Here is a 24102-nt window from a genome sequence, read left to right on the forward strand (position 1 = left end):
TCACGGGGTGGGGCTCATCGTCTTGTGGCGGAAGTGACAGGATTTGAACCTGCGATACGGGAAAACCGTATACATGGATTCCAGCCATGCTCCTTAGGCCGCTCGGACACACTTCCAAGGATTGATCCTACCAGGATGCGATCCCGTGGCCGCGACCAGCGCGATCGATCAGTAGTCGCCGACCGCGCCCTCGGCGTTCACGATCGCCCGGGTCGACGACAGCCCCAGGCGGGTCGCGCCGGCCGCGATCATCGCCTCGGCCTCGGCACGGCTGCGGATCCCTCCGGATGCCTTGACCTCGAGGCGTTCGCCGACCGTCTGCTTCATGAGTGTCACGGCGTGCAGCGACGCGCCGCCGGCCGGATGGAACCCCGTCGAGGTCTTCACGAAGTCGGCGCCCGCCGCTTCCGCCGCACGACACACGGCGACGATGGCGTCGTCGGAGAGAGCGGCGGACTCGATGATGACCTTCAGCACGGTCGGCGCGGGGACGGCCTCGCGGACAGCGCGGATGTCGGCCTCGACGGCGTCGACGGCGCCCGCCACGGCAGCGCCGACGTCGATCACCATGTCGATCTCGTCCGCGCCCTGATCGACCGCGAGCGCCGCCTCCGCGGCCTTGATCGACGAGTGATGCTTGCCGCTCGGGAAGCCGACGACCGCGGTGAGCAACAACCCCTCCGGCACCTCGACCGGGAGAGCGGAGGGCGAGAGGCACACGCTGTAGGCGCCGAGCTCCGCCGCCTCGGCGACGACCGCGGCGACGTCGGCCGGGGTCGCCTCGGGCTTGAGAAGGGTGTGGTCGACGAAGCGCGCCAGATCGTGCGTGGTCATCGGGTCTCCTGGATATCGATGGTTGTCGTCGGGGATGTCATCGGGCGACCGCCGCGGCGCGGCTGTCGAGGAAGCGGTTCAGGATCAGCGCGAGCACGAGGATCACGCCGGTGGCGATCATCTGGACGAACGAACCGATCCCGAGAAGGTTGAAGAGGTTCTTCAGCACCGAGAGCAGCAGCACGGCGATGAAGGTGCCGCCCACGCCGCCGCGGCCTCCGAAGAGGCTCGTCCCGCCGAGCACCACGGCGGCGATCGCATCGAGCTCGGCGCCCTGGAACGCCGTCGGCTGGCCGATCGTGAGCCGGCTGGTCAGAAGGATCCCGGCCAGCGCCGCCGTCAGTCCCGAGAAGCCGAAGACCGACGCCTTGATCCACTTCACGGGCACCCCTGACAGGCGGGCTGCCTCCTCGTTGCTGCCGACCGCGTAGATGTACTCGCCGAAGGTCGTGTAGCGGAGGATCAGCCCGGTGATGATGGTCACCGCGATGAAGATGACTCCCGTGAGCGGCAGGATGCCGAGGTACCCGCCGCCGATCAGAGTGAAGGCCTCGGGAAGGTTCGACCCCGCCGGCCGGCCGTCGGTGAGGGTGTACGACCAGCCGCGCACGGCGGTCAAGCCCGCGAGGGTCACGATGAAGGCGGGCAACCGGATCCAGGCGGAGACCGCGCCCATGAGGAGGCCGACCGCCACGCCGACGGCGAGCGCGGCGATGATCGCGAGGGCGATGGGCACCGAGCCGTCGAGGAGCACGGCGACGATCATCCCGCTCAGGGCCGCGACCGAGCCGACGGCCAAGTCGATCCCCGAGGTGAGGATCACGAGGGTCATGCCGATCGCGATGATGCCGGTGAGGCTCGACTGCTGCAGGAGGTTGGCGAGGTTCCGCGTGGTGAGGAACTCCGGGCTCAGGAACGCCGCGATCGCGCAGATGACGACGAACACGATCAGCAGGTTGCCCTTGATCAGCCACATCGACCCGCGCTGGCGCCACGTCGGGCGGGCGGCGAGGGCCTGGGTCGAGAGGGTGGGGGGTTCGACCGTTCCGGTCGTCGGGGAGTCGTTCATGATGCCCTTCCGCTGATGATCGCGTGGCTGATGTGTTGTTCGGAATCAGTGAGCGGATCGAACTCGCCCACCTTGCGCCCCTCATGGAGCACCACGATGCGGTCGGCGTTCGCCATGAGCTCGTTGAGTTCGCTCGAAGCGACGACCACGGCCGCTCCGCCTTCGGCGAGGAGGCGCACCTGCCGGTACAGGTCGGCCTTCGCTCCGATGTCGAGACCGCGGGTCGGCTCGTCCAGCAGCAGGATGCGGGTGTCGCGCGCCAGCCACTTGGCCAGCACGACCTTCTGCTGATTACCGCCGGAGAGCAGGCGGATCTCCTGGTGAGGACTTGCCGCCTTGACGGACAGCTGCTTGAGGATCGGCCCGGTGCGTCGCTGCTCGCGCTCGCGGGGGAAGAGCGCGGACCCGCCGCGGAGCGCGGCGAGGCCGGCATTGCGCGCGACCGAGAGGCCGAGGAGGAGCCCCTGGGTCTTGCGGCTCTCGGGGACGAGCCCGAAGCGGTGCCGGACGGCGTCCCGAACCGAGCCGATCTTCACCGGGCGCCCGAAGACCCGCAGCCGCATCTGCGCCTTCTGCGCACCGAACACCGACGCGAGAAGGGTGCTCCGACCGGCACCGCCGAGCCCCGCGAGCCCGAGGATCTCCCCCGCGCGCACCGACACGTCGCGGACATCCAGCACACGCGGGATGGTCACCCGGTCGATCTCGAGCGCGAGCTCGCCGTCGAGCGTCCGTCGGGAGCGGTGCTCGGTGAGCTCGCTCTTCTTGTCTCCGATCATGTCGGAGATCCAGCGCTCCGCGTCGGTGCCCGCGACGGGGTACTTGGCGGCGTTGACGCCGTCCCGCAGCACCGTGATCCGGGTGCCGATGGTCGCGATCTCGTCGAGGCGGTGGGAGATGTAGATCACCGCGCGTCCGTCGGCGACGAGACGGCGGATCACGTCGTACACCTTCTCGACGTCCGCCTCGCCGAGCGTCGCGGTCGGCTCGTCCATGACGATGATCCGGGCGTCGGTGGTGAGAGCGCGGGCGATCGCGGTCAGCTGCTGGTCGGCGATGGGAAGGTCCGCGACCCGGGCATCGGGCGAGAAGGTCGCCCCCACCCGGTCGAGGTACTCGCGGGCACGCTGCCGGCGTTCGCGCCGGTGGACGATGCCGCCGGTGCTCGGCGAGTGGCCGAGGAAGAGGTTCTGCGCGACGGTCAGGTCGGCGAACAGATCGAGCTCCTGGTAGATGACGGAGATCCCCGCCCGGATGCCATCGAGCGGGTGGGCGAACTGCACGGGCTCACCGTCGATGCGGATCTCGCCGGAGTCGGGAATGTAGCTCCCGGCCAGGATCTTCATGAGCGTCGACTTGCCGGCCCCGTTCTCGCCGAGCAGGCAGTGCACCTCTCCCGCGTAGACGTCGAGGTCCACGGAGGCCAGCGCGACGGTGCCGGGGAAGGTCTTGCGGATCTTCCGCATCTGGAGGAGTGGCGTCGGCGACGCCGGAGTCTCAGGGATGGTCATCGGTCCTTCTCCTCGAGGAGGTAGGTGGCGGTGGTCTCATCGGTGACCAGCACGGAGCAGTAGTTGTTGGCGACCACGGCGCGGGCCACCGCCCTCTTGGCGGCGCCGCTGATGACCGCGACGGCCGAGCCGGCCCGGCGGAGGTCGTCGAGGGAGAGACCCAGCGTGCGCTCGTCGAGCTCGTGATCGACGATGTGGCCATCCGAGTCGACGAACCGGCCGACGATGTCGCCGACGGCGCCCTTCTCGACGAGCTCCCGCATGCGGGCGGGCGCGATGTAGCCGCTGGAGACGAGGACGGATGCGGAGGTCACCGGCCCCGCACTGAAGACGAGCGCCGACGCCGTGCGCGCTTTGTCCAGGATCGGCGCGACCATGCGGTCCTCTTCGATGGCTCGGCGGGTCGTGGCGTGCTCGAGGATCGCCGGGCTCGGAAGGAGGGTGACGGTCCCACCCGCCTTCTGCGCGATGGTCGTCGCGGTGGCCGACGCCATGCCGACGCGGCGATTGACGGTCACTCCACCGTTGATCTGCACGACCTCGATGCCGCTCGCCCACCCGTCGGGGAGCGCCGCGGCCACCTGCTGAAGCGTGCGCCCCCAGCTGATCCCGAGGACGCGCGGAACGGGCCGCATCGACGCGAGGTACTCCCCCGCGGCCGCAGCGACGCGCTCCGCCTGCTCTGACTCGTCGGCGAGCGCGGGCACCACGATCGCATCGCGCAGGCCGTACTCCTCACGCAGGCGGCGTTCGAGCGGCAGACGGCGGGCGCGCGGGTGGGCGATCTCGATGCGGACGATCCCCGTCTCCTTCGCGTACGCGAGGAGACGGCCGACCTTCCACCGGTTGATCCCCAGGAGCGCTGCGGCCTCGGCCTGGCTCTTGCCGTCCTGGTAGCAGAGCTCCGCCGCCCGCACGGCGAGGGTGTCGTCGGTGCTCATCGGCTCATCACCTCCCGGCGGCCGGCTGCCGCGTCGGCGAGCTCGGCGCTGATCCCCGCGATCAGCGATGTCGCCGCGAGGTAGTGGTCGTACGCCTCGCGCAGAGGGGCGACGGCGTCCGGGCGGGGTTCGACGAGGGTGTACTCCGGGGCGAAACGTGCGGCCACCTCGGCGACGGACTCGCCGCTCACAGCGGCGACCCCGAGGATGCCGAGGGCGCGCGTCGTGAGGTTCTCACCGGCGATGAGACCGACGGGGCGACCGAGGGTGTCTGCGGTCGTCTGCATCCACAAGCGGTTGTGGCGGATGCCGCCGGTCACGTACACGTGATCGGTGTCGACGCCGACGGACTCGAACGATTCGAGCACCTGCCGAGTCCCGAAGGTGACAGCCTCGACCGTCGCCCGATAGATGTGCTCGGGCGTGGTGCCCAGCGACAGCCCGAGCATCGCGCCGCGGAGCTTCGGGTCGCGCAGCGGCGTGCGATTGCCCATGAAGTGGTCGAGCACGAGGAGTCCGTGAGAGGCGGGGGCCACCGCCTCCGCACGGGAGATCAGGTCGCCGATCCGGTGTCGCGTCACCCCGAGGATCCGTTCGGACAGCCAGGACAGCGCCGCGCCGGCGGAGATCTGGCCGCCCTCGACCAGCCAGCGCCCCTCGGTGAGCGCGCCGGGATAAGGACCCCAGATCGTCGGGGAGAATACGGGCTCGTCGAGCTCGGCGATGAAGGCGTTCGAGGTTCCCGCGACGATGGCCACCGGCTCCCCGGGCAGGCCCGCCATCGAGACGAGCGCGAGATGTGCGTCGATGCCGCCGGAGAAGACGCGCGCGCCCCGGGCGATGCCCAGTTCGGCCGCCGCGGCCGACGACACCTCGCCCACGATCGCGCCGACCCGGTGGATCTCGCCCGGGAGCTTCTCGGCGAGGTCGTCGATGCCGAGCGCCGCGTAGAGGTCGACGGGCATCGCGCCCGAGCGGTGGTCGTAGTTCCACTTGCAGGTCGCGTTCATCCGCGAGCCGATCCACGCCCCGGTCAGGCGGAAGGTGAGGTAGTCGACCGACTCGCCGATCCGCGCCGCCCGGCGATACACCTCGGGTTCGTGGCGGGCCAGCCACATGGCCTTCGGCACGAGCCACTCGGCACTGTCGGATCCGCCCGAGAAGGCGAGGGCGGGATGGTCGATCGTCGCGGTCTCGGCCGACTCGGCGACGGCACGGCTGTCCATCCAGAGGATCGCTGGACGCAGAGCCTCGCCGCGCTCGTCGAGGACGACGACCGACGATGCCGTCGTGGCCACGCCGACCGTGTCGACCTCCGTGACGTCGGCGTCGGCAAGGGCCCGGCGCGCGGCCTGCACGGCCGAGCGCCACCAGTCGTTCGGATTCTGCTCGGCCCAGCCCGGACGCGGGTAGCTCGTCACGTACGGCGCGGACGCGTCGCCGAGCCGGGTGCCGTCGGCGTCGAAGACGCCCGCCCGGGCACCCTCGGTGCCGATGTCGATCGCGAGGGAGAACCCCATCGTTCCTGCCTTCTCTCAGTCCTGGTTCGGCAGAAACAGTACCTTCGAGCTGAAGATCGAACGCTCGCCGAGCTGCTTCATGGTCTCGGGCAGCGCGTCGAGCCCGAGCTCGTGCGTGATCATGAACTCCCAGCGCAGGCGACCGTCTGCCAGCGCTGCAGCCGACTCGACCCACTCGCGGCCCGGGAAGGGAGCCGAGAAGGAGTTCCAGCTGCCGTGCAGCGATGCCTCGCGGCGCAGGAAGTGGCTGAACGTGCCCTTGTCGAGCTCCACCGGCGAATGCGGGATGCCGATGAAGACGGCTTCGCCATGCCGCGCCGTGAGCGTGGTGGCCAGCGCGACGGTGGCCGGCACCCCGGCCGACTCGATGACCACGTCGAAGCCGAGCCCCGCGTGGGCGCGCGCCTGGTCGTCGTTGTTGGCGGTGAGGTCGGCGCCGGCCTCGACGGCCATCGCCGCCTTGTCGGCGCTGACGTCGACTGCGAGCACCTCACGGGCGCCGAGGAGCTTCGCCCACTGCACGGCGAACAGGCCGATCGGGCCCGCGCCGATCACGGCGACGCGGGAGCCCTCGGTGAGGCCGGTGCGGTAGATGGCGTGAAGGGCGATCGCCGAGGGGTCCATCATCGCGGCGGCGCGCGGGTCCACGCCCTCCGGCATGACGAACGCGTTGCCCGCGTTCACCGACACGTATTGGGCGTACGCGCCGTCCTGACGGCTGCCGAAGTAGCCATAGTCCTCGCAGAGGGAGAAATGCCCCTCGCGGCAGCTGGCGCACTGGTAGCACGGGATCAGGGGCGGGACGGTGATGAGCTGCCCCACCTCGAGACCCGTCACATCGGCCCCCACCTCCACGATGTGTCCGGAGAACTCGTGGCCGCACACGATCGGGTGGTAGTACGCGCCGGAGAAGTTCATGCGCGGGATGTCCGAACCGCAGACACCGCACGCGGCCACCTTGACGAGCACGTCGCCGGGGCCGATCTCGGGGACGGGGATCTGCTCGACCCGGATGTCACCGGGGGCGTGCATCACTGCGGCGGTCATGGTGTCGGACATGGGTCTCCTCCGTGATTCCTGCGCGTCGAATCGCGCGGTTGCTGCGGGCGGCACGGGCGAGGATCCGCCCGCGCCGCCCTGGCAGTCGTGCTACTTGGGGGCTGGTGTGACTGGGGTCTCGTGCTACTTGGCCTGCGCGAACAGCGTGCTGCCGACGAGGTCTGCGGCGTTCTCGGCCGTGACGAGCTCCGTGCCGGCGTCGATCTCGGCGTCGACCGAGTCGCCTGCCGCAACCGAGAGCGCCGTCTCTGCCGCCGTAGCGCCCAGGGCGATCGGATCGTTCAGCGCGGTGGCGACGTACTGGTCACCGTCGGCGATCGCCTGCACCGCCTCCATGAGCCCGTCGACACCGGCGACGAAGACATCGGTGCGGCCGTTCTCCGCCAGCACCTGCAGGGCCCCGAGGGCCATGTCGTCGTTGTGGGCGTACACGGCGCGAACGTCGGGGTTGGACTGCAGGAGGTCCTGCATCGCGGTGACGGCGTTCGAGCGGATGTACTCCGCGTAGGGGCCTTCGACGATCGTCACGGCGTCGTCGCCCTCGAAGGCGTTGTGGAAGCCTTCCGAGCGATCCATCGCGACGGTCCCTCCCGCATCGCCCTGGATCTCGATGATCTTTCCGCCCTCGTCGCCGAGCTTCTCCTTGAGCGCTTCGCCGACGAGCTCACCCATGGCCACGTTGTCGCGGCCCACGTGGGCTGCGGCGCCGGCGGCGGGACGGTCGACGGTCACCACGGGGATGCCGGCGGCCTTCGCCGAGGCGAGGCTGGGCGCGATGCCCTGCGGGTCGACCGGGTTGATCAGGAGCACATCCACGCCGCGGGTGATGAGGTCCTCGATGTCGTTGTTCTGCTTGGTGATGTCGCCGTTGGCGTCGACATACTCGAGCGACGCGCCACCTGCCTCCGCCGCCTGCTCGACGCCCTCGCCGAGCTCGACGTAGAACGGCGACTGCTGCGTCGCCTGGCTGAAGCCGATGACGATGTCACCGTCTCCCGCCGGTGCGCTCGCGTCGCCGCCGGGGGTGGTGCTCACCGAGCACGCGCTCAGGCCGAGCGCGAGTGCCGTCAGGCTGGCGAACGCGATTGCTGCCTTCTTCATGGAATCTGAACCTCCTTGGTCAGTGCTCCTGGTCAGTGGTGCCGAACTGACGCTAGGGAGTTCTCGGGGTTCGATTCAACTTCTGAGCACCTGTTTGCTCATATGAGCATTCAGCTGCGCAGTGCCTGCGCATATGAGCACGTCCGGCGTGCTCTGTCGACGAGATCTATCGATCGTCGGCGCCCGGGCCGGGCCCGGGACGCACGGCAGCCCCCTCGGCGACGTCGATGCGTGTGACGCCGTCGTGCTCGCTGACCTCGATGCGCGGCGCCGCGTCGGCCTCCGTGGATCCCTCCGCGCGCAGCAGCTGATCCCGGCGCTTCTCCTCCGGGGTCATCTCCTCCCCCTCGTGCTGCCGCCCCCGTCCCGCCGCGCTCACGGGCTCACCATCCCGCCGTTGACGTTCAGGGTCTCCCCCAGGACGTAGCTGGACTCCGCAGAGGCCAGGAAGACGTAGGCCGGGGCGAGCTCCGCCGGCTGCCCCATGCGGCCGAGCGGGGTCTCCTCCCCGAAGGAGTCGAGCTTGTCCTGCGGCTGTCCGTCGCTCGGCTGGAGAGGGGTCCAGATGGGCCCCGGAGCCACCGCGTTGACCCGGATGCCCTTCGGTGCGAGCTGCTGGGCGAGCGCCTTGGTGAAGGCGTTGATCGTGGCCTTCGTCGAGGCGTAGTCCACGAGGGTCTCGGACGGCGAATAGGCCTGGATCGAAGTGGTGTTGATGATCGTCGATCCCGCCGGCAGGTGCGGGAGGGCCGCCTTGGTGATCCAGAACATCGCGGAGACGTTGGTTCGGAAGGTGTCGTCGAACTGCGTGTCGGAGATCTCCTCCAGCGACTCCTGGAAGATCTGCTTCCCGCCGTTGTTGACGAGGATGTCGAGGCCTCCGAGCGCCGCGACGGCGTCGGCAACCAGCCCGCGGCAGTACTCGGGATCGCGCAGGTCGCCCGGAAGCGTCGCGACGGTCACCCCCGCGTCCCGGGCGATCGCGGCGATGCGCTGGGCATCCTCCTCCTCCTCGGGGAGATACGACAGCGCGACCGACGCCCCCTCCCTCGCGAAGGCGATGGCAGTGGCTGCACCGATGCCCGAGTCGCCGCCCGTGATGAGGGCGCGGCGCCCCGACAGTCGCCCGGTACCGCGGTAGGTCTCCTCGCCGAGATCCGCCTTCGGGGTGAGGTCGGCGTCGAGGCCGGGTTCGGCCATGTGCTGCCGCTGCGGCTCGATGTCGGCGTAGAGCGTGGTGGGGTCGACGAACGTGTACTGATCGCGGGTCATGATTCCTCCGGTTGTCGTGCGAGGCCGCATCCACGGGGACGACACGGAATCTCCCGTGGGCGGGAGCCGTCAGTCTGCACGAGCCCACGCGCTCGCGCGGCCGGGTTGACAGCGCCCGTCGCCCCGTGGAAGGGCCTGCCCCCTCGCGCCGTCGGCCGTCAGAGGCGGAGGGGGAGTTCGCGCGCCGCGTCCCAGGGCTCGGTCCATCGCAGGCGCTCGAACAGCGCGTCGAGCACCATGGCCGTGAACCCCCACACCAGGTATTCGCCCTCGCCGTGCGGCACGACGAAGCCGGGACCGCGCCACTGGCGACCGTCACGATGCAGGACGGTGGTTCCCCGACGCGCGGGATCCAGCAGATCAGCCACGGGCGTCCGGAAGACGGCGGCCGACTCCGCCTCGTCCACCACGCGCACCGGCGACGGGTGCGCCCACCAGGCGAGCACGGGCGTCACCAGATGACCCGAGTAGTCCAGCGACACCGGCGCGAGGGATCCGAGCACCTCGACGCCCGCCGTGTCGAGCCCGGTCTCCTCTCGCGCCTCCCGCAGCGCCGCGGCGACCGGTCCGTCATCGCCCGGGTCGATGCGGCCGCCGGGGAAGGCCACCTGCCCCGGGTGGGCGCGGAGCGTCGCTGCCCGCGACAGCAGGAGCACGTCGAGGTCGCGCGAGACCGCCGCCAGCGGATCGTGGCGACTCGGGGCGTCGTCGAGCACTCCGAAGAGGATCAGGATCGCCGCCGCACGGGCCTCGCCGTCACTGCGCGGAACGTCGGTGACGAAGGGCTCCGCGCCCGGCTCCACGAGGGCGGCGAGCTGCCGACGCGCTCCGGCCTCCGCCGCGGCCGAGTCCGGCGCAGGGCGGTGACGGGGGTCGGGCACCCCTCCAGGCTACGCGCCCTGCAGGTGTCGGGGCCGGGACGTACGATCGAGGAGTGACCGCTTCTCCCCTCGTTCTCGTTGCCAACGCTGCCGACGGCAGCATCTCCGCCTTCGCCGTCCAGGACGGCACGCTCGAGCGCCTCGCGGTGACCGAGGGGCTCCCGGGATGCTCGACCTTCGTCGTCGACGGCGAGCGGGATCTCGTCTACGCCGCCGTCAAAGGGCGTTCGAGCGACGAGCCGGCCGGCATCCTCACCCTTGCCCTCGACCGCACGACCGGAACGCTCGAACCCCGCTCGCGCCTCGACCTGCCGGACGGCGGGATGAACTACCTCGCCCTCACCCGCGGCGGCACGGGCCTCCTCGGCGCTGCGTACAGCGGCGGCTACGGCATCAGCAGCCCGGTGACGGACGGGATCGTCGGCGCGCCGGTCTCGACCGCTCGCTATCCGAACCTCCATTCGGTGCTCCCGAGCGCGGACGGGCGCTTCGCCTACTTCGTCTCGCTCGGCGCAGACCTCGTCGCGCAGTACGCGATCGGCGACGATCTCGCACTCACCCCGCTGGAGCCTGCGACCGCACCGGCACCGGCGGGCAGCGGCCCCCGCCACCTCGTCCTCAGCGACGCGCAAGACGCCGTGTACGTCATCACCGAGTTCTCCGGCGAGGTGCTCCACTTCGCCCGCGATCTGCACGACGGCACGCTGACTCCGCGAGGTGCGGCGACGGTGTTCGACACCTCGAAGGGCCTGGGCCACAGCGAGCTCGGCGCAGACCCCCTGGCTCACCATTTCATCTGGGGCGCGGATCTGCACTGGGGCGCGGGCCAGCGCCACCTGTGGGGCTCGGAGCGCACCGAGAGCACGCTCGGCGCGGTCACCGTCGGCGCAGACGGCAGCGTGACGGCTGCGGAGGCCTTCACGGTCACCGAGACGCAGCCCCGCGGATTCGCGCTCAGCCCGGACGGCTCGACGCTGGTGGCGGCGGGCGAGAAGTCGACGCAGGTATCCGTCTACGCCGTCGACGGCGACCGGCTCGACCTCCGACAGCGCGTGGAGACCGGGCGAGGCGCGAACTGGGTCCGGTTCGTCTGATCCTGGCCCGCGCCCGGTCCGCCGCGACCTGACCCGCGTCCGCCGGCTCCCTCGCCGACGGAGGTCGTCGTGATCGTCTCCGGAGAGTCGGTCGCGCTCAATCGGCGAGCGGGATCACCTGCACGGTGCCGCCTGCCCCTCCGAGCACGAGAGCGCGCCGCGCCGCCACGGACTCCAGCGCCTGCAGGAGCGCGCCAGGGTCGGTGGCAGTCTCCAGGTCAGCGCGCACCCAGCGCGTCACACGCGCTCCCGTCGCGTCCCGCACCGCGCGGGCGAGGTCCTCGACATCGCTGCCGGCCACCACGACGACCTCGTCGATGGCGTGGTCGACAGTCGCGGCGGCATGAGCGCGCTCTCGGCGCCACACCGGGAAGTGGTACCCCGCGACGAGGACGGTGGCCGCCAGCAGGCCGAACGGCGCTCGGATCCGCTCGAAGAACCCGTCGGGATCGGAGTCGAGCACGAGCGAGAACACCCGGTAGCCGACGACCAGGAGCGCGATGATGGCCACGACGGCGCTCACGCCGAACACCGCGACGAGGTAGATCCGCCGCGACGTGCTGCCGCTCTCGTCCGACGCGCGGTCGGGGCGCCATGCCGCCCACCACACCGGAGCGCCCACGAGGAGTGAGGCGATTCCTCCGAGGAGGAGCGTGCGGGCGTCGTCTCCGGCGAGAGGCGTGCCGAAGGTGGCCAGGAGCGCGTTGATGACGACCCCGATGCCCGAGGCGGCCCCCACGAGGCCGGCTCCGGCGATCACGAGGCGGGCAGCGCTGCGTGTGGCGGGGCTCCGGTCGGCGACGGTGGCGCGATGCCCCGTCCAGATCAGCGCGCCGATTGCGGCGGCCGCGACGGCGATCGGAAGCGGCGACAGCACGTCGCCCCAGCCGTCGTCACGGTCGGCGATCGACCGCAGCACCACCGACAGTGTGACCCCGAGTCCGCCGAGCGTGAGCACGGCCCCGCCGAGGACTCCGGTGAGCACCACCATGACGTCCGCGAACCCGCCACGCAGCTGCCGCGCACGGTCGACCCACCAGTACCACGCCCACACCGCAGCGCCGAGGATGCACCACGCCAGCGGCGAGACGAGCGCGACGCCCCACGGCGCCCCCAGGCTGACACCGGCGCCCTCGGGTGTCGGCAGGGCCTCGTCGATCAGCACCGCGAGAGCCCGGACGCCGCCAGCCGCGGCGACGGTGAGTCCGTAGGCCGCCCCGAGGACGACAGGGACGGAGGCGAGCCGGGTCGGGCGCCGCGTCGGGTGGGCCCACATCGCCCGATGCGCCGCCCACAGCAACAGCCACGTGACGGCGACGGCGAGGGTGTCGGGCTCCCACTCGCCGCGCGCGAGGGCGCCGGCCAGACCCGCCAGCGCGGAGGTGAAGACGATGAGCGAGACGACGCTGACGGCAGCGAGGTAGAGCCCCCAGGCCACCGAGTCACGGTCACCCCTCTCCAGCCGGCGCCACACGAACCACCACAGCACGACGGCGAGCGCACCGCCGATGAGGGCGAACGCGAGCGAGAGGGCGAGACTGGCCGGACCGCTGTCGTACTCCGGACGCGTCTCGAGCAGGCGTCCGAGCAGTCCGCTGACGCCGGTCGCCGCCACCATGACGAGGACGAACAGGATGGAGAAGACGATGAGACGCCGGACGGTTCCCTGCGTGCGTCCGCCCCGGACCGCGGTGGATCGGGATGACGGCTCGTGCGAAGGCTCCTGCATACGCGACGGAGCGCTCACGAGACCGCCTCCTCACAGATGGTGAAGATCCACGGCGAGGTGCGGATCCGCCACGCGCCGCCCTCCTTCTCGAGCGAGAACGCGTCATCCTGCTGGTACTCGCCGGCGCCGAACAGTCCGCCGCGGTCGCGGGTGACGAGAGAGACGTCGACCGTCGCCGTGTCGGCGCGCTCGCGCGCGCGCAGGAGCGTCATGCGCGTGTCCCCCACGGGGCCCGGATCGACTCGACCGCAATCCTCGGCGAGGTCGGCGATGAGGTAGCGCGTGGCCGCATCCCGGTCGCCGTCGAGCACGGCCTGCGTGTAGCGCTGCACCACTCCGGCGGGAGTTCCCTCATCCAGCGGTTCCCCCTCGCCTCTCGTGAAGACGACGACGAGCGCGACGATCACGATCGCGACGATCACGCCGACGACGACGAGCAGGGCCCGGTCCGGCTTCCGGGGCGCCGGGGCGGTGGGGGCGGGATCGGTGGCGGCGGGATCGGTGGGGGCATCCATACCGCCATCATGTCGACTCCCGTCGCCACTGGCCAGCATTCGCGCAGGGCCGGTCGGGTATGCGCGGGCGGAACACATCGGGTCGCGGGACACAACGGCGGATCCGGCGGCCCCTCCATCGGCGCGTCGCCGCCGTCGCGCGGCGTGTCGCCCCCCGTGATCCGCCGTTGTGCTCGGCAACAGGTGACCGAGCGGTCGGCACAGGGGCACCCCCTCACGGCGGGCACACCGACGCGCCCCGAGCGGCCGGCCAGCCCCGCCGCGATGGATCAGTTCAGGGCGCGCGTGGAGGAGGGGATGACGCCGTCGGCGTAGAGGCTCTTGGCCACATCCTGCAGCGCGGTCAACGCCACCCGCTGGGTCAGGGGGCCGTAGGAGATGCGTGCCACGCCGAGCGCCTCGTACTCCGCCGCGCTCAGGGCGCCCGGCAGCCCGATGACACTCACCTTGCGTTCCCCGATGCCTTCCACGAGCTGACGAGTGACGTCGGCGTCGAGGATCCCGGGGACGAAGATCACGTCGGCGCCCGCCTGGAGGTAGGCCCGCCCGCGCTCGATCGCGTCGGCGATCGACTCCTCGACCGGGCGATCCCCCGCCCGGACGAACGCGTCGGTGCGGGCGTTCAGCGCGAACGGCACACCCTCTGCCTCGCCCGCGCGGACGATCGCCTCCACCGCGGCCACGGCATCGCCGAGCGGCCGCAGGCGATCCTCGACATTCGCGCCGACGGCTCCGACGCCGATGGCGCGCCGGGCGGTGTCACCGGGGTCGCCGAAACCCGCGTCGAGGTCTGCGCTGACCGGCACGTCGCCGGCGACCGACACGATGCGGCCGACCATGTCGAGCATGAGGTCGCGCGGGATGTTCTCGCCGTCGGCATATCCGAAGGTCGCCGCGATCGAGTGCCCCGCGGTGGCCAGCGCCCGCGTCTCGGGGAGAGCCAACACCGCTTGTGCCGACACGACATCCCACACGTTGACGACCCGGAGGATCTCGGGGGCGGTGTGGAGGGCGGACAGGGTCTGCGCGCGCTGCGCGGTGCTCGTGGTCATGCTTCCACGGTAGCCGCCGCCGAAGCGGCGAGGACCGGGATCGACGAGTTCGCCCGGGCAGCCCGCAGCACCCGCCCGAGACGCCGCCCGCGCCCGCGGATCAGGACGAGCGGCGGAGCATCCCCCGCAGCACGAAGAACACGACGGCGGCGACGATCGCCACGATGACGAGCTTGACGATGAAGGCCAGCACGCTGAAGATCACGTTGACGAGCACCCAGGCGATCACGACCGCCACGACGACGCCGACGATGGTCCACAGCCCGTTCCTGGTCATCCCTCCAGCGTAGGTCACGGTCTCGCCGCGCGATGCCTCCGCGGCGCCGTCGCCCTGCATCCGCCCCGCTACGCTGGGGCCTCGTGAGCTCCCCCGCGCGTATCGGCATCGTCGTCACCGACGGCTACACGGAGGAAGACCCGGACCACGACACACCCCTGCTCGTGGCGGCGCTCCTCGACCGCGGCGCGGCAGCGTCGGCGGTCGTCTGGCACGCCGGCGACGATCCGGCCTCCTACGACCTCCTCGTGCTGCGATCGCCGTGGGACTATCCGGATCGCCTGGACGAGTTCCAGGACTGGCTATCCCGGGCGGCGGCGTCCACCCGCCTGGCCAACTCGCCCGCGATCGTCCGCTGGAACCTCGACAAGACGTACCTCAGCGAGCTGGCCTCGGCGGGCATCGCCGTCGTCCCCACCCGTTACTGCCGCACGACTTCGGAGGCGGCGGAGGCGCTCGACGCAGCGACTTCCGCACGCGTGGTCGTCAAGCCGACGATCTCGGCCGGCGCTCGCGACACCGGGCTCTTCGCGCGGTCGGATCCCGCCGCGCTCGCCCTGGCGGAGCGGATCGTCGCCCGCGGCGGCGTCGCGATGATCCAGCCCGAGATCGCCGAGCTCACCGCCGGCGCGGAGAAGGCGCTGTACGTCATCGAGGGCGCGTTCACCCACGCCATCGCGAAGGGGGCTCTCCTGGCTCCCGGCGGCGGGCTCATCGGCGGCGTCTACGTCGAAGATCCACAACCGGTGCCGGCGACCGCTGCCGAACGCGGCTTCGCCGCCGATGTGCTCACCGCCGTCGCGGCGATCACCGGGGAGGGGATGCCCCTGTATGCCCGCGTCGACACGGTCGACAGCGCGGAGTTCGGGCTCGTCGTCCTCGAGGTCGAACTGATCGAGCCGGCCCTCAACCTGCACCGGGCCCCCGAGGCGATGCCCGCGGTCGCCGACGCGATCCTGCGCGCGGCGTCTCACCCCTGACCCGGTCTCCACACCGGCCACCCCGCGATCACGACGCCCTCCCGGTCGGCGACCTCCGGATGACGGCATCTTGACGCGGACGGACGGCAGCCGCTACGGTCGGCTCTCGTGTCTGCCTCCCGCTTGCCCTCTCGCGCCCGTTGCGGCGCTGGTCGGCGCGCGGTCGAGGTCCGGTCGAACCCAGGGAGCCGTGCCTCCGCCACGGCATAGCCCGCATCGGTCGGCTCCCGACCGATGCATCCTCCAGTTCCTCTCGACCCAGAACACACGACCATGGACACGACTCTGTGGAGCGACGACCAGTTCCGCTCCTTCTTCGCGGCCCTCCGCGATCACTCCTGCTTCGCCGAGCCCGACGACGCGCAGCGCGACGCCTTCCTCGTGCAGGCGCGTCTGCGCCTCGCCCCCGAGGTGCAGCGCCGCCTGCTCACCGACCTCGGCGCAACGACCGACGCCCAGGGCATCGCTCGCGTCGCTTGGGAAGCACTCGAAGACGAGGCGTGGGGGAAGCGGCGCTCCTGGCTGCTCGTGTCGACCGAGCCGTGGGGTGTGCTCGTCGACCTCGTGACGCGCCAGATCCGCGAGTCGTACCGGGCGAGCGTGCGCCGTCCGCGCGCCAAGGCGCTCAAGGAGCTCGCGCGCGCGAGCGACGACGCACCGGGCGGCGCCTGAGGCGACGAGGCGCTCAGTCCAGGAAGAAGGCCGGGTCGAACTCGTCGATCGGGATGATCCGCACGCGGGGAAGCTGCGCGTCGAAGGCGTGCACGTCGTACTCGAGGTCGAAGAACTCGACCCCGGGGATGCTCGCGAGCTCCGCACTGCGGAACTCCTGGAACCCGATGAGACCGACCCGGCGCATGCCGTCGGCGAGCGCAGCCGTCTCGGCGACGAAGTCCCGGTCGTGGCTGACCAAGACCACGTCGGCGTCGCGCTCTCCGAGCGTGCGGAGGGTTCGCTGGATGGCGATGTCCACCACCTTGGCATCCGACGGCCCTGAGAGCGGCACGGGACGATAACCCAGAGCGAGGAGCGCCTGCACGAAGGACATGGGCAAGTGATCGGAGGCATTGAGGAAGAACAGTCCCTTGGCGGGCTGGTGCCAGCGGTCGGCGACGAAGCCGAGCAGGCGATCCCACCGGGGGCGCTCCTCCGGCTGCGGGCGGCGCCCGAGGATGGAGCCGCCGAGCGTGGCGTCGATGTTCTCGCCGTCGACCAGCACCCAACTGTTGCGCTCGGACACCGCTGCTCCCTGCTGTGCTGTGAGAACCGGATGCTCACCGCACCCGACGACGGATCGGTCGCGTCGCTGGAGCCGACGCTAGCAGGCCCGGGGTGCGACCAGGCCAGCGGGGGGCCGGCCCGACGTGTCAGTCGCGAGCGGAGCGCGCAGCCCCGTCGACGGGAGTCCGGACGCGCGAGTTGACGAGGCCGAGCACCAGGACGAGGGAGGCGGCGACGACGGGGAGCAGCATCGCGACCTGGGCCGACGCCGTCTCGGCCACGGCACCGGTGACCGCGGCCGCGATCGCCTGCGCGAGGGTGAGCGCCGATCCCAGCAGCGTCATGGTCGTGGCTGACCTGCCGGCGGGACTGCGCTCCCCCGCCAGGCTGAACAGCGTGACCAGGGTGGGGCCGACGCCGAGTCCCATGAGGCACAACATGACCGTGACCGCGCCGAGGTCGTTCGCGAACGCGTACCCCGCTGCCGACGCCACCAGCACACCGCTGAAGACGAGCCATCGCCACGACAGCCGGAACCGGGACGGAAGCAGCATCACCGTGAGAGCCAGGACGGCAGAACCGATCCCCATGAGGCCGTAGAGGAGGCCCGACAGCTCGGGGCGGCCGCTGGCCTTCGCGAACGCGGTGAGAGAGGTGAGGGTCGAGCCGAAGAACAGGCCGACGCCGAAGGTCGCCGCCACGAGCAACAGCACGGGTCCGCTCAGCACGGCGCCCAGCGGCGCACGCCCGGCGGCCGGCGCGGGAGCACGGTCGACGAGCGCGGCGGTGGAGTGCAGGGCGAAGGCGGTCACGAAAGCGAAACTCAGCGCAGCGGCGATCGCGATCGGGGCCCACGGGGCGAAGAGGGCGGCGAGGAGACCCACGAGGACGGGACCCACGACGAACGCCGTCTCGTCGGCGGCAGACTCATACGACATCACGCGGGACAGCGTGCGCTCGCGGCGCGGCTCGGCCACCCGTTCCCGTGTGATCGCGATCAGCCGGGTGCGCGACAGTGCCGCCGCCTGCGGGGCCGTCAGGCCGATCAGCGCCCCCGCCGCGAGGATCGCAGCGTCGGGGAGGCCCGACAGGACGACGAGAGGGAACAGGCTCAGCAGCACTCCGTTCGCGATCCCGATGGGAAGCAGCACGGGCCGTTGCCCGAACCGGTCCACGAGGTCGCCGATGAGAGGTCCTGCCACGACGACGCCCACGCCGACGGCGCCCGAAGTCAGGCCGGCGAGAGCGACCGAATCGGTCGCGGACGACACGAGGGTGAGGACGCCCACGACCATCATCGCGAACGGCAGTCGGGCGAGGAAGGCGACCGGGAAGTAGCCCCAGCCGGTGTGGTGGATCAGGGAACGATCACGCGTGATCGTCGTCATAGGTGCCTCCGGAACAGTCGGCTCGTCGTCACGTGCCGCCTTGCTCCCACAAGCAGGTAGATGCACCTCCACGTCCGCCGATCGGCGGGCGCCCCTCGATTCTAGCGGAGCCTCCTGCCACCACCCCGGGTGCCCCGACCCCGAGCCGAGGCGCGGGAGAACACCCCCGCCGTCACCGCGTGCAGGAGCGGCACGACCGAGAGCGACATGAGGACGATCCCCGACACGGAGTCGGTGGCCTGCAGGATCGCGCCGGCCACCAGGAGCGCGGCGAAGACGACAGCCGACACCACCCGACGTACCGCGAGGTCGAGCCGATCCAGCTTCCGCTCGACGGCAGGACTCTCCACGCGCAGTCGCCCCTCCTCGGCACGGGTCACCAGCGCATCGATCTTGCCCGGCAGTCGCGCGGCCGTTCCCCCGAACGACACGACGCGCGAGACCACGTCGCGCACCACTCCGCGCGTCTCCTCGGCGAGGAGCCGCTGCGCGTAGGGATCGACCGCCTCCCAGATGTTGAACGTCGGATCCAGCGCGCTGCACAGCCCCGAGGTGAGCGACATGGCGCGGATGATGAGGAGGAAGTCCTCCGGGAACTGGAACGGCAGCGAGCGCATCACCTCGCCGAACTCGTCGGCGAACGCGCGGAACTCCCGCGGATCCACCTCCTGCAGCTCCGCGAACCCCATGCCGCCGAAACGCGCGAACAACTGCGTGAGAGCGTGTTCGAGGTCGGCGGTGTCGGCCGTCGGCAGCAGAACGCCGACGTCCTGGATGGCCGACACCAGTCCCGCACCGTCGCGTGCGGCGACGGCGAGGACGAGCCGCCGGAGTCCCCGACGCAGCCCCTCGGGTACGTGACCCATCATCCCGAAGTCGATGAACGTGAACCGCCACGCGGGATCCTCACCGGGCTCCCCCGGCGTGACGAAGATGTTGCCGGGATGCGGATCGGCGTGGAAGAAACCGTCGCCGAAGAGCTGATCGAACATGACCGCCGCGAACTCGGCCGCCACCTCCGCGGGGTCGATCCCGGCCCGGCGCAGAGCCTCGACGTCGTTCACCTTGATCGCGGTGACATCGGCGAGGGTGAGCACACGCCCGGTGGTGCGTTCCCAGACGATCTCGGGCGCCGCGACGCGCGAGCGGTCGGCGATCTCCATCGCGAAGCGCTCGGCGTCGGCCGCCTCGTGGAGGTAGTCGATCTCCGCGTTGCTGGTGGTGGCGAACTCCTCCACCAGGGCCGGCATGTCCACGCGGTCGGAGACGATCCGTACCCGATCGAGCCACCGCGCGACGCGGCGGAGCGCCGCGAGGTCCACGGCGACGATGCGATCGATTCCCGGACGCTGCACCTTGACCACGACCTCGTCGAAGCCCGCGAGCCGCGCGTCTTCCTCGGCGAGCCGTGCGCGATGCGCCTGCCCGAGCGACGCGGCGGCGAGAGGGCGCTCGTCGACCCACGAGAACGCCCGCTCGAGCGTGACGCCCAGTTCCGTCTCGGCGAGAGCGCGGATCGCGGGAAACGGAACGGGCGGCACCTCGTCCTGCAGCTGTTCGAGCTCCCGAGTCACTTCCGGCGGAAGGACATCGAGCCGCGAGGAGAGGAACTGGCCGACCTTGATCATGAGCCCACCGAGGTCCACCGCCAATCCGCGGAAGCGCTGGGCGGTGCGCTGCAGGCGCCGCGCACGCGTGCGCTCCGCCACGCGCCGCAACCCGACGCGGGGAAGGGCGAGCTCGTACCACCACGTCTGCGCGATCGCGCGCGCCGCGAAGCGAAGGATGCGGCGGTACCGCGCGCGTCCGTCGGGAGACGGCGTCTCCACGACGGCCACGCGGGAATCCCCCCGCCCGCGCGCCGGGGACGGGGAATCGGGCCGGGCCAAGAGCGCTCAGCCCCGCGCGAGGATGGCGTAGAGCTTGCGCCGCGCCTCGTCGATGACCTCGACGGCCTCCTGGATCTGCTCCGACGTTCCGGTGCGCCCCACCTGCATGGCGGCCTGCGCGAGGTGTGCGCCCGCCTTCGGCAGCGCGCCGTGGCGGTGGCCCTGCGCGTCGGGTGCCGAATCGCCGGACGCTCCCTCGGCGCTCGCCCACGGCCGGTCCGTGTGCTCGGACTCGGTGCGGCCGGCGGGGGTCAGGGAGTAGGTCTTGCGTCCGGCCGACTCCTCCACCTCGATGAGCCCTTCGTCGGTCAACAGCTGCAACGTGGGGTAGACCGAGCCCGGGCTGGGCTTCCACGACCCGCCGCTGCGCTCCTCGATCTGCTGGATGATCTGGTAGCCGTGCATCGGCTGCTCGGCGAGCAGCGAGAGGATCGCCGCACGGACGTCGCCGCGTCCCACGCGCGTGCCCACCTTCTGCCCGAAGGCCTGGCCGAACCCCTGCCCGAAGGTCTGCTCGAACCCCTGCCGCAGCTGGCCGAGCGTGTCCCACAGCTCTTGCGGCATGCCGGATCCGAAGCCCTGACCCGAGAAGCGTCCCGAGAACCCGTCACCCATGTGTGCGCGATCATTCATGTCGTCCTCCAACGATATATCGAGCGATACTCGACGATACATCGCACGAGTGGGGATGCCGAGGGTACGGGAAGGGCTCACAGCCAACCCGAAGCATCACCGGGACCAAAAGCCTCCTCCGTCGCGTTGTCCCCGATGACCTGGAAAACTGGTCGACGACGAAGGAGCCCACCATGACCGACGACGGCAGCATCACCCGCATCCCCGGCACCGAGACGGCGATCCTCGCCGGCGGCTGCTTCTGGGGGATGGAAGACCTCATCCGCCGCCAGCCCGGCGTGCGCGACACGCGCGTCGGCTACACGGGCGGCACCAACGACCACGCGACCTACCGGAACCACCCCGGCCACGCGGAGGCCGTGGAGATCGTGTTCGATCCCACCGAGACGACCTACCGCGACATCCTCGCCTTCTTCTTCCAGATCCACGATCCGTCCACCCTCAACCGCCAGGGCAACGACATCGGCACGAGCTACCGCTCGGCGATCTTCCCGCTGACACCGGAGCAGGAGAAGGTGGCGCGCGAGACGATCCAGGACGTCGACGCCTCCGGGCTCTGGCCCGGGAAGGCCGTGACCACGATCGAGCCCGCCGGTCCCTTCTGGGAGGCCGAGCCCGAGCACCAGGACTACCTGATCCGCTATCCGAACGGCTACACGTGCCACTTCCCGCGCGCGGGCTGGGTGCTGCCGCGACGGGCGGAGTCGACGGTCTGAGTCGCCGCGCTCTCAGCACGCGGGGCGTCGCCGCCGGGCGATGATCCCGCGCGCGACGGCGCGCCATCCCACGAGCACGACGAAGAGCGTCCCGGTGGCCACGAGGATGAACGGCAGCGCGACGCCCTGACCGCTCACCGCCCGGACGGCCAGCCCGCCGATGAGCGTCACCGCCCAGACGACGACCCCGGTGCGCAGCGGGGCGACGGGGTCTCGCCAGGCCCGACTCGCGAGCCATCCCGCGGCGAGCGCGAGCAAGAACGGACCGGCCGTCCCGACGAGCCCCGACCACACGTCGGAGTCGTGGCTGGCGCGGCCGACGGCAGCGAAGCCGATCACGAGGACGGCGTCGGCGAGGAGTGTCGCGCCGACGGTCGCCTGCCGCCGACTGCTCATCGCCGCGCCGTGAGATCGGGAGCCAGCGCCTCGCGCTCATCGAACACGAAGCACTCACCGTTCCAGTGGGCACCGCCGACGTGCTCGAAGTAGCCGAGGATGCCACCCTCGAGCTGGTAAGCGTCCACCCCGTGCTCCCGCAGGTACAGGGCTGCCTTCTCACAACGGATCCCGCCGGTGCAGAAGCTCACCACGGTCGTGTCCGCCAGCTCGGCCGCGTGACGCCGCGCCGCATCGGGGAACTCCGTGAACCGCGACAGCCGCCAGTCCTGCGCCGACGCGAACGTTCCGTAATCCACTTCGAACGCGTTGCGGGTGTCGAGGAGGGTCACCGGCCGTCCCGCGTCATCGTGCCCCTGATCCAGCCACCGGCGCAGCGTCGCCGGAGCGACCGCGGGCGCGCGCACCTCCCCCGGGCGGATCGTCGGGCGATCCATACGGATGATCTCCGCCTTCACCTTGACGATCATCTTCCCGAAGGGCTGCTCGTCCGACCAGCTCTCCTTGGCGGTCAGTGCCGCCAGCCGCGGATCTTCCCGGAGCTCAACGAGGAAGGCGCGAACAGCGGTGGGATCACCGGCGAGGAAGAGGTTGATGCCCTCTTCGGCGAGGAGGATCGTCCCCTTGAGACCCGCCGCGACGGCACGGTCCTTCAGGCGCGGACGGAGCTCGTCCCGGTCGGGCAGGGCCGTGAACAGGTAGGCCGAGACGTTGAGGACTCCCACCGGATCACCCGCGCCAGAAGGCGCCCGCCGCCCGCGACAGCGCGGTGAGATCGTGCGTCCCCGCGAGTTCCCGCGCCGAGTGCATCGACAGCAGCGGGATGCCGACGTCCACGGTGCGCAGGCCCAGTCGGGTCGCGGTGATCGGACCGATCGTCGAGCCACAGGGGACCGCGTTGTTCGAGACGAACTCCTGGCTCACGACGCCCGCAGCGGCACACCACCCGTGCCACGCCGCGGCACCGGCGCCGTCGGTCGCGTAACGCTGGTTGGCGTTGATCTTGAGGATCGGCCCCGATCCGAGCACCGGCTGGACCACGGGGTCGTGCTTGTCGGGGTAGTTGGGGTGCACCGAATGCCCGACGTCGCTCGAGACGCACCAGGAGTCGGCGAGAGCCCGCATCTGCTCCTCGCGATCGGCTCCGAGCCCCCGCTGGATCCGCTCCAGCACGTCGGCCAGGAACGGACCCGCGGCACCCGATCGCGTCGCCGACCCGACCTCCTCGTGGTCGAACACGGCGAGCACGGCGATGTGCGGGTGGTCGTCGCCGAGGTCCTCGAACGCGACGAGCCCCGCGTGCACCGAGGCGAGGTCGTCGAGGCGGCCGCTGGCGAAGAACGCGTCGTCCTTGCCGAAGACCGCTCCGTGCGCCGCATCCGCCGTGACGATGTCGTAGCCGCGGATACGGGATGCATCGACGCCGGCTGTCGCAGCGACCTCAGCGAGGAGGTCGGCGGAGTCGGGCGACCCGACGCCCCACACCGGTTGGGTGTGGCTCTGCTTGTGGAGGGCGAGGTGCTCGTTCGCCTCGCGGTCGAGGTGGATCGCGAGCTGCGGCAGCCGCAGCAGCGGTCCCGTCGCAGCCAGCACGTGGGTACCGTCATCCAGGACGAGTCGTCCCGCCAGTCGCAGCTCCCGATCCAGCCACGAGGTCAGCAGGGGACCGCCGTAGATCTCCACCCCGGCCTGCAGCCAGCCGTAGCGGCCGGTCGTGGGCTGGGGCTTGAGCTTGAACGCCGGTGAATCGCTGTGCGCGCCGAACACGTGAAATCCGGTGCGAGCGTCGGCGTGGCGCGGGACCGACCAGGCGATCACGGCACCCTCCCGCACCACCACGTTCCGCGATCCCGGACGCACGTCCCATGCGTCCGCTTCACGGAGCGCGGAGAATCCCGCCTCGCCCAGGCGCCGGGCAACCTCGGCGGCAGCGTGGTAGCTGGACGGTGACGCCGCGACGAAGTCCGCGAGGTCCTCCGCGTGACGGACGTCGGTGTGCGAAGAGGTCATGCCCTCAGCCTATG

25 protein-coding genes and 1 tRNA gene are annotated in these 24102 nt (G+C 71.1%); 4 read left to right on the forward strand and 22 right to left on the reverse strand.

The window, feature by feature from the left end; genetic code table 11:
• Window positions 1-25: 25 nt before the first annotated feature.
• From AVP41_RS06760 to AVP41_RS06810, 11 genes are all read right to left on the reverse strand, one after another.
• Window positions 26-116: transfer RNA gene (locus AVP41_RS06760), tRNA-Ser, on the reverse strand.
• Between the two features lie 52 nt (window positions 117-168).
• Window positions 169-834 carry a deoxyribose-phosphate aldolase gene (gene deoC, locus AVP41_RS06765; RefSeq protein ID WP_067162345.1) on the reverse strand — a complete coding sequence of 222 codons (666 nt, stop codon included), beginning with the start codon at window positions 832-834 and terminating at the stop codon, window positions 169-171.
• Window positions 835-871: 37 nt separating this feature from the next.
• Entirely contained in the window at window positions 872-1903 is a 1032-nt protein-coding gene (locus tag AVP41_RS06770) for an ABC transporter permease (protein ID WP_067162347.1), read from the reverse strand.
• Entirely contained in the window at window positions 1900-3414 is a 1515-nt protein-coding gene (locus AVP41_RS06775) for a sugar ABC transporter ATP-binding protein (RefSeq protein ID WP_067162349.1), read from the reverse strand. Before AVP41_RS06775 ends, AVP41_RS06770 begins: the two co-directional genes overlap by 4 nt.
• Window positions 3411-4355: a sugar-binding transcriptional regulator gene (locus tag AVP41_RS06780; RefSeq protein ID WP_067162351.1), complete on the reverse strand. Its 945-nt coding sequence runs from the start codon at window positions 4353-4355 to the stop codon at window positions 3411-3413. The genes AVP41_RS06775 and AVP41_RS06780 overlap by 4 nt, the downstream gene beginning before the upstream one ends.
• Window positions 4352-5875 carry an FGGY-family carbohydrate kinase gene (locus tag AVP41_RS06785; RefSeq protein WP_067162353.1) on the reverse strand — a complete coding sequence of 508 codons (1524 nt, stop codon included), beginning with the start codon at window positions 5873-5875 and terminating at the stop codon, window positions 4352-4354. The genes AVP41_RS06780 and AVP41_RS06785 overlap by 4 nt, the downstream gene beginning before the upstream one ends.
• 15 nt (window positions 5876-5890) lie before the next feature.
• Entirely contained in the window at window positions 5891-6934 is a 1044-nt protein-coding gene (locus AVP41_RS06790) for a galactitol-1-phosphate 5-dehydrogenase (RefSeq protein ID WP_197464262.1), read from the reverse strand.
• Between the two features lie 123 nt (window positions 6935-7057).
• A complete protein-coding gene (locus tag AVP41_RS06795; protein WP_067162355.1) occupies window positions 7058-8035 on the reverse strand; it encodes a substrate-binding domain-containing protein in 978 nt (325 codons plus the stop codon).
• A 166-nt stretch (window positions 8036-8201) separates the two neighbouring features.
• Window positions 8202-8372, reverse strand: coding sequence for a multidrug transporter (locus tag AVP41_RS06800; protein ID WP_067162357.1), 171 nt, complete (start codon window positions 8370-8372; stop codon window positions 8202-8204).
• A 38-nt stretch (window positions 8373-8410) separates the two neighbouring features.
• On the reverse strand, window positions 8411-9307 hold the full coding sequence (locus tag AVP41_RS06805) for an SDR family oxidoreductase (protein WP_067162359.1): 897 nt from the start codon (window positions 9305-9307) through the stop codon (window positions 8411-8413).
• Window positions 9308-9465: 158 nt separating this feature from the next.
• Window positions 9466-10188: an NUDIX hydrolase gene (locus AVP41_RS06810; protein ID WP_067162361.1), complete on the reverse strand. Its 723-nt coding sequence runs from the start codon at window positions 10186-10188 to the stop codon at window positions 9466-9468.
• Between the two features lie 53 nt (window positions 10189-10241).
• On the opposite strand from AVP41_RS06810, the gene AVP41_RS06815 reads away from it, so the two are divergent.
• The gene (locus AVP41_RS06815) at window positions 10242-11282 is read left to right on the forward strand and encodes a lactonase family protein (protein WP_067162363.1); all 1041 of its coding nucleotides are present in this window, start codon (window positions 10242-10244) and stop codon (window positions 11280-11282) included.
• Window positions 11283-11379: 97 nt separating this feature from the next.
• Here AVP41_RS06815 and AVP41_RS06820 read toward each other — a convergent pair whose 3' ends face one another.
• From AVP41_RS06820 to AVP41_RS16805, 4 genes are all read right to left on the reverse strand, one after another.
• Window positions 11380-13029: a DUF5671 domain-containing protein gene (locus AVP41_RS06820; protein WP_231902683.1), complete on the reverse strand. Its 1650-nt coding sequence runs from the start codon at window positions 13027-13029 to the stop codon at window positions 11380-11382.
• A complete protein-coding gene (locus tag AVP41_RS06825) occupies window positions 13026-13526 on the reverse strand; it encodes a hypothetical protein (protein WP_067162368.1) in 501 nt (166 codons plus the stop codon). The genes AVP41_RS06820 and AVP41_RS06825 overlap by 4 nt, the downstream gene beginning before the upstream one ends.
• A 269-nt stretch (window positions 13527-13795) precedes the next feature.
• Window positions 13796-14578, reverse strand: coding sequence for an isocitrate lyase/PEP mutase family protein (locus AVP41_RS06830; protein WP_067162370.1), 783 nt, complete (start codon window positions 14576-14578; stop codon window positions 13796-13798).
• Between the two features lie 100 nt (window positions 14579-14678).
• The gene (locus AVP41_RS16805) at window positions 14679-14855 is read right to left on the reverse strand and encodes a hypothetical protein (RefSeq protein ID WP_197464263.1); all 177 of its coding nucleotides are present in this window, start codon (window positions 14853-14855) and stop codon (window positions 14679-14681) included.
• Between the two features lie 83 nt (window positions 14856-14938).
• On the opposite strand from AVP41_RS16805, the gene AVP41_RS06840 reads away from it, so the two are divergent.
• Both AVP41_RS06840 and AVP41_RS06845 read left to right on the forward strand, forming a co-directional pair.
• Window positions 14939-15835, forward strand: coding sequence for an ATP-grasp domain-containing protein (locus AVP41_RS06840; protein ID WP_067162374.1), 897 nt, complete (start codon window positions 14939-14941; stop codon window positions 15833-15835).
• 273 nt (window positions 15836-16108) lie between these two features.
• Window positions 16109-16507 carry a hypothetical protein gene (locus AVP41_RS06845; protein WP_067162376.1) on the forward strand — a complete coding sequence of 133 codons (399 nt, stop codon included), beginning with the start codon at window positions 16109-16111 and terminating at the stop codon, window positions 16505-16507.
• Between the two features lie 13 nt (window positions 16508-16520).
• Here AVP41_RS06845 and AVP41_RS06850 read toward each other — a convergent pair whose 3' ends face one another.
• The 4 genes from AVP41_RS06850 to AVP41_RS06865 form a co-directional block, all read right to left on the reverse strand.
• The gene (locus AVP41_RS06850; protein WP_067162378.1) at window positions 16521-17075 is read right to left on the reverse strand and encodes an NYN domain-containing protein; all 555 of its coding nucleotides are present in this window, start codon (window positions 17073-17075) and stop codon (window positions 16521-16523) included.
• A gap of 127 nt (window positions 17076-17202) precedes the next feature.
• Window positions 17203-18444: an MFS transporter gene (locus AVP41_RS06855; RefSeq protein ID WP_067162380.1), complete on the reverse strand. Its 1242-nt coding sequence runs from the start codon at window positions 18442-18444 to the stop codon at window positions 17203-17205.
• A gap of 101 nt (window positions 18445-18545) precedes the next feature.
• Window positions 18546-20282, reverse strand: coding sequence for an ABC1 kinase family protein (locus AVP41_RS06860; protein ID WP_067162381.1), 1737 nt, complete (start codon window positions 20280-20282; stop codon window positions 18546-18548).
• A 57-nt stretch (window positions 20283-20339) separates the two neighbouring features.
• Entirely contained in the window at window positions 20340-20966 is a 627-nt protein-coding gene (locus tag AVP41_RS06865) for a PadR family transcriptional regulator (protein ID WP_231902684.1), read from the reverse strand.
• Window positions 20967-21139: 173 nt separating this feature from the next.
• On the opposite strand from AVP41_RS06865, the gene msrA reads away from it, so the two are divergent.
• Window positions 21140-21682 carry a peptide-methionine (S)-S-oxide reductase MsrA gene (msrA, locus tag AVP41_RS06870; RefSeq protein WP_067162385.1) on the forward strand — a complete coding sequence of 181 codons (543 nt, stop codon included), beginning with the start codon at window positions 21140-21142 and terminating at the stop codon, window positions 21680-21682.
• A gap of 12 nt (window positions 21683-21694) precedes the next feature.
• Here the strand turns inward: msrA and AVP41_RS06875 are convergent, their stop codons facing one another.
• The 3 genes from AVP41_RS06875 to AVP41_RS06885 are packed head-to-tail and all read right to left on the reverse strand — an operon-like array spanning window position 21695 to window position 24088.
• Window positions 21695-22078, reverse strand: coding sequence for a DUF3054 domain-containing protein (locus AVP41_RS06875; protein ID WP_067162388.1), 384 nt, complete (start codon window positions 22076-22078; stop codon window positions 21695-21697).
• A complete protein-coding gene (locus AVP41_RS06880) occupies window positions 22075-22803 on the reverse strand; it encodes a sulfurtransferase (protein ID WP_067162390.1) in 729 nt (242 codons plus the stop codon). Before AVP41_RS06880 ends, AVP41_RS06875 begins: the two co-directional genes overlap by 4 nt.
• Before the next feature lie 4 nt (window positions 22804-22807).
• Window positions 22808-24088 (reverse strand): M18 family aminopeptidase, encoded by a 1281-nt coding sequence (locus AVP41_RS06885; protein ID WP_067162392.1) that lies wholly within the window; start codon window positions 24086-24088, stop codon window positions 22808-22810.
• Window positions 24089-24102: the final 14 nt, after the last annotated feature.

The organism is Microbacterium sp. TNHR37B (assembly GCF_001620065.1).
Classification (GTDB): domain Bacteria; phylum Actinomycetota; class Actinomycetes; order Actinomycetales; family Microbacteriaceae; genus Microbacterium.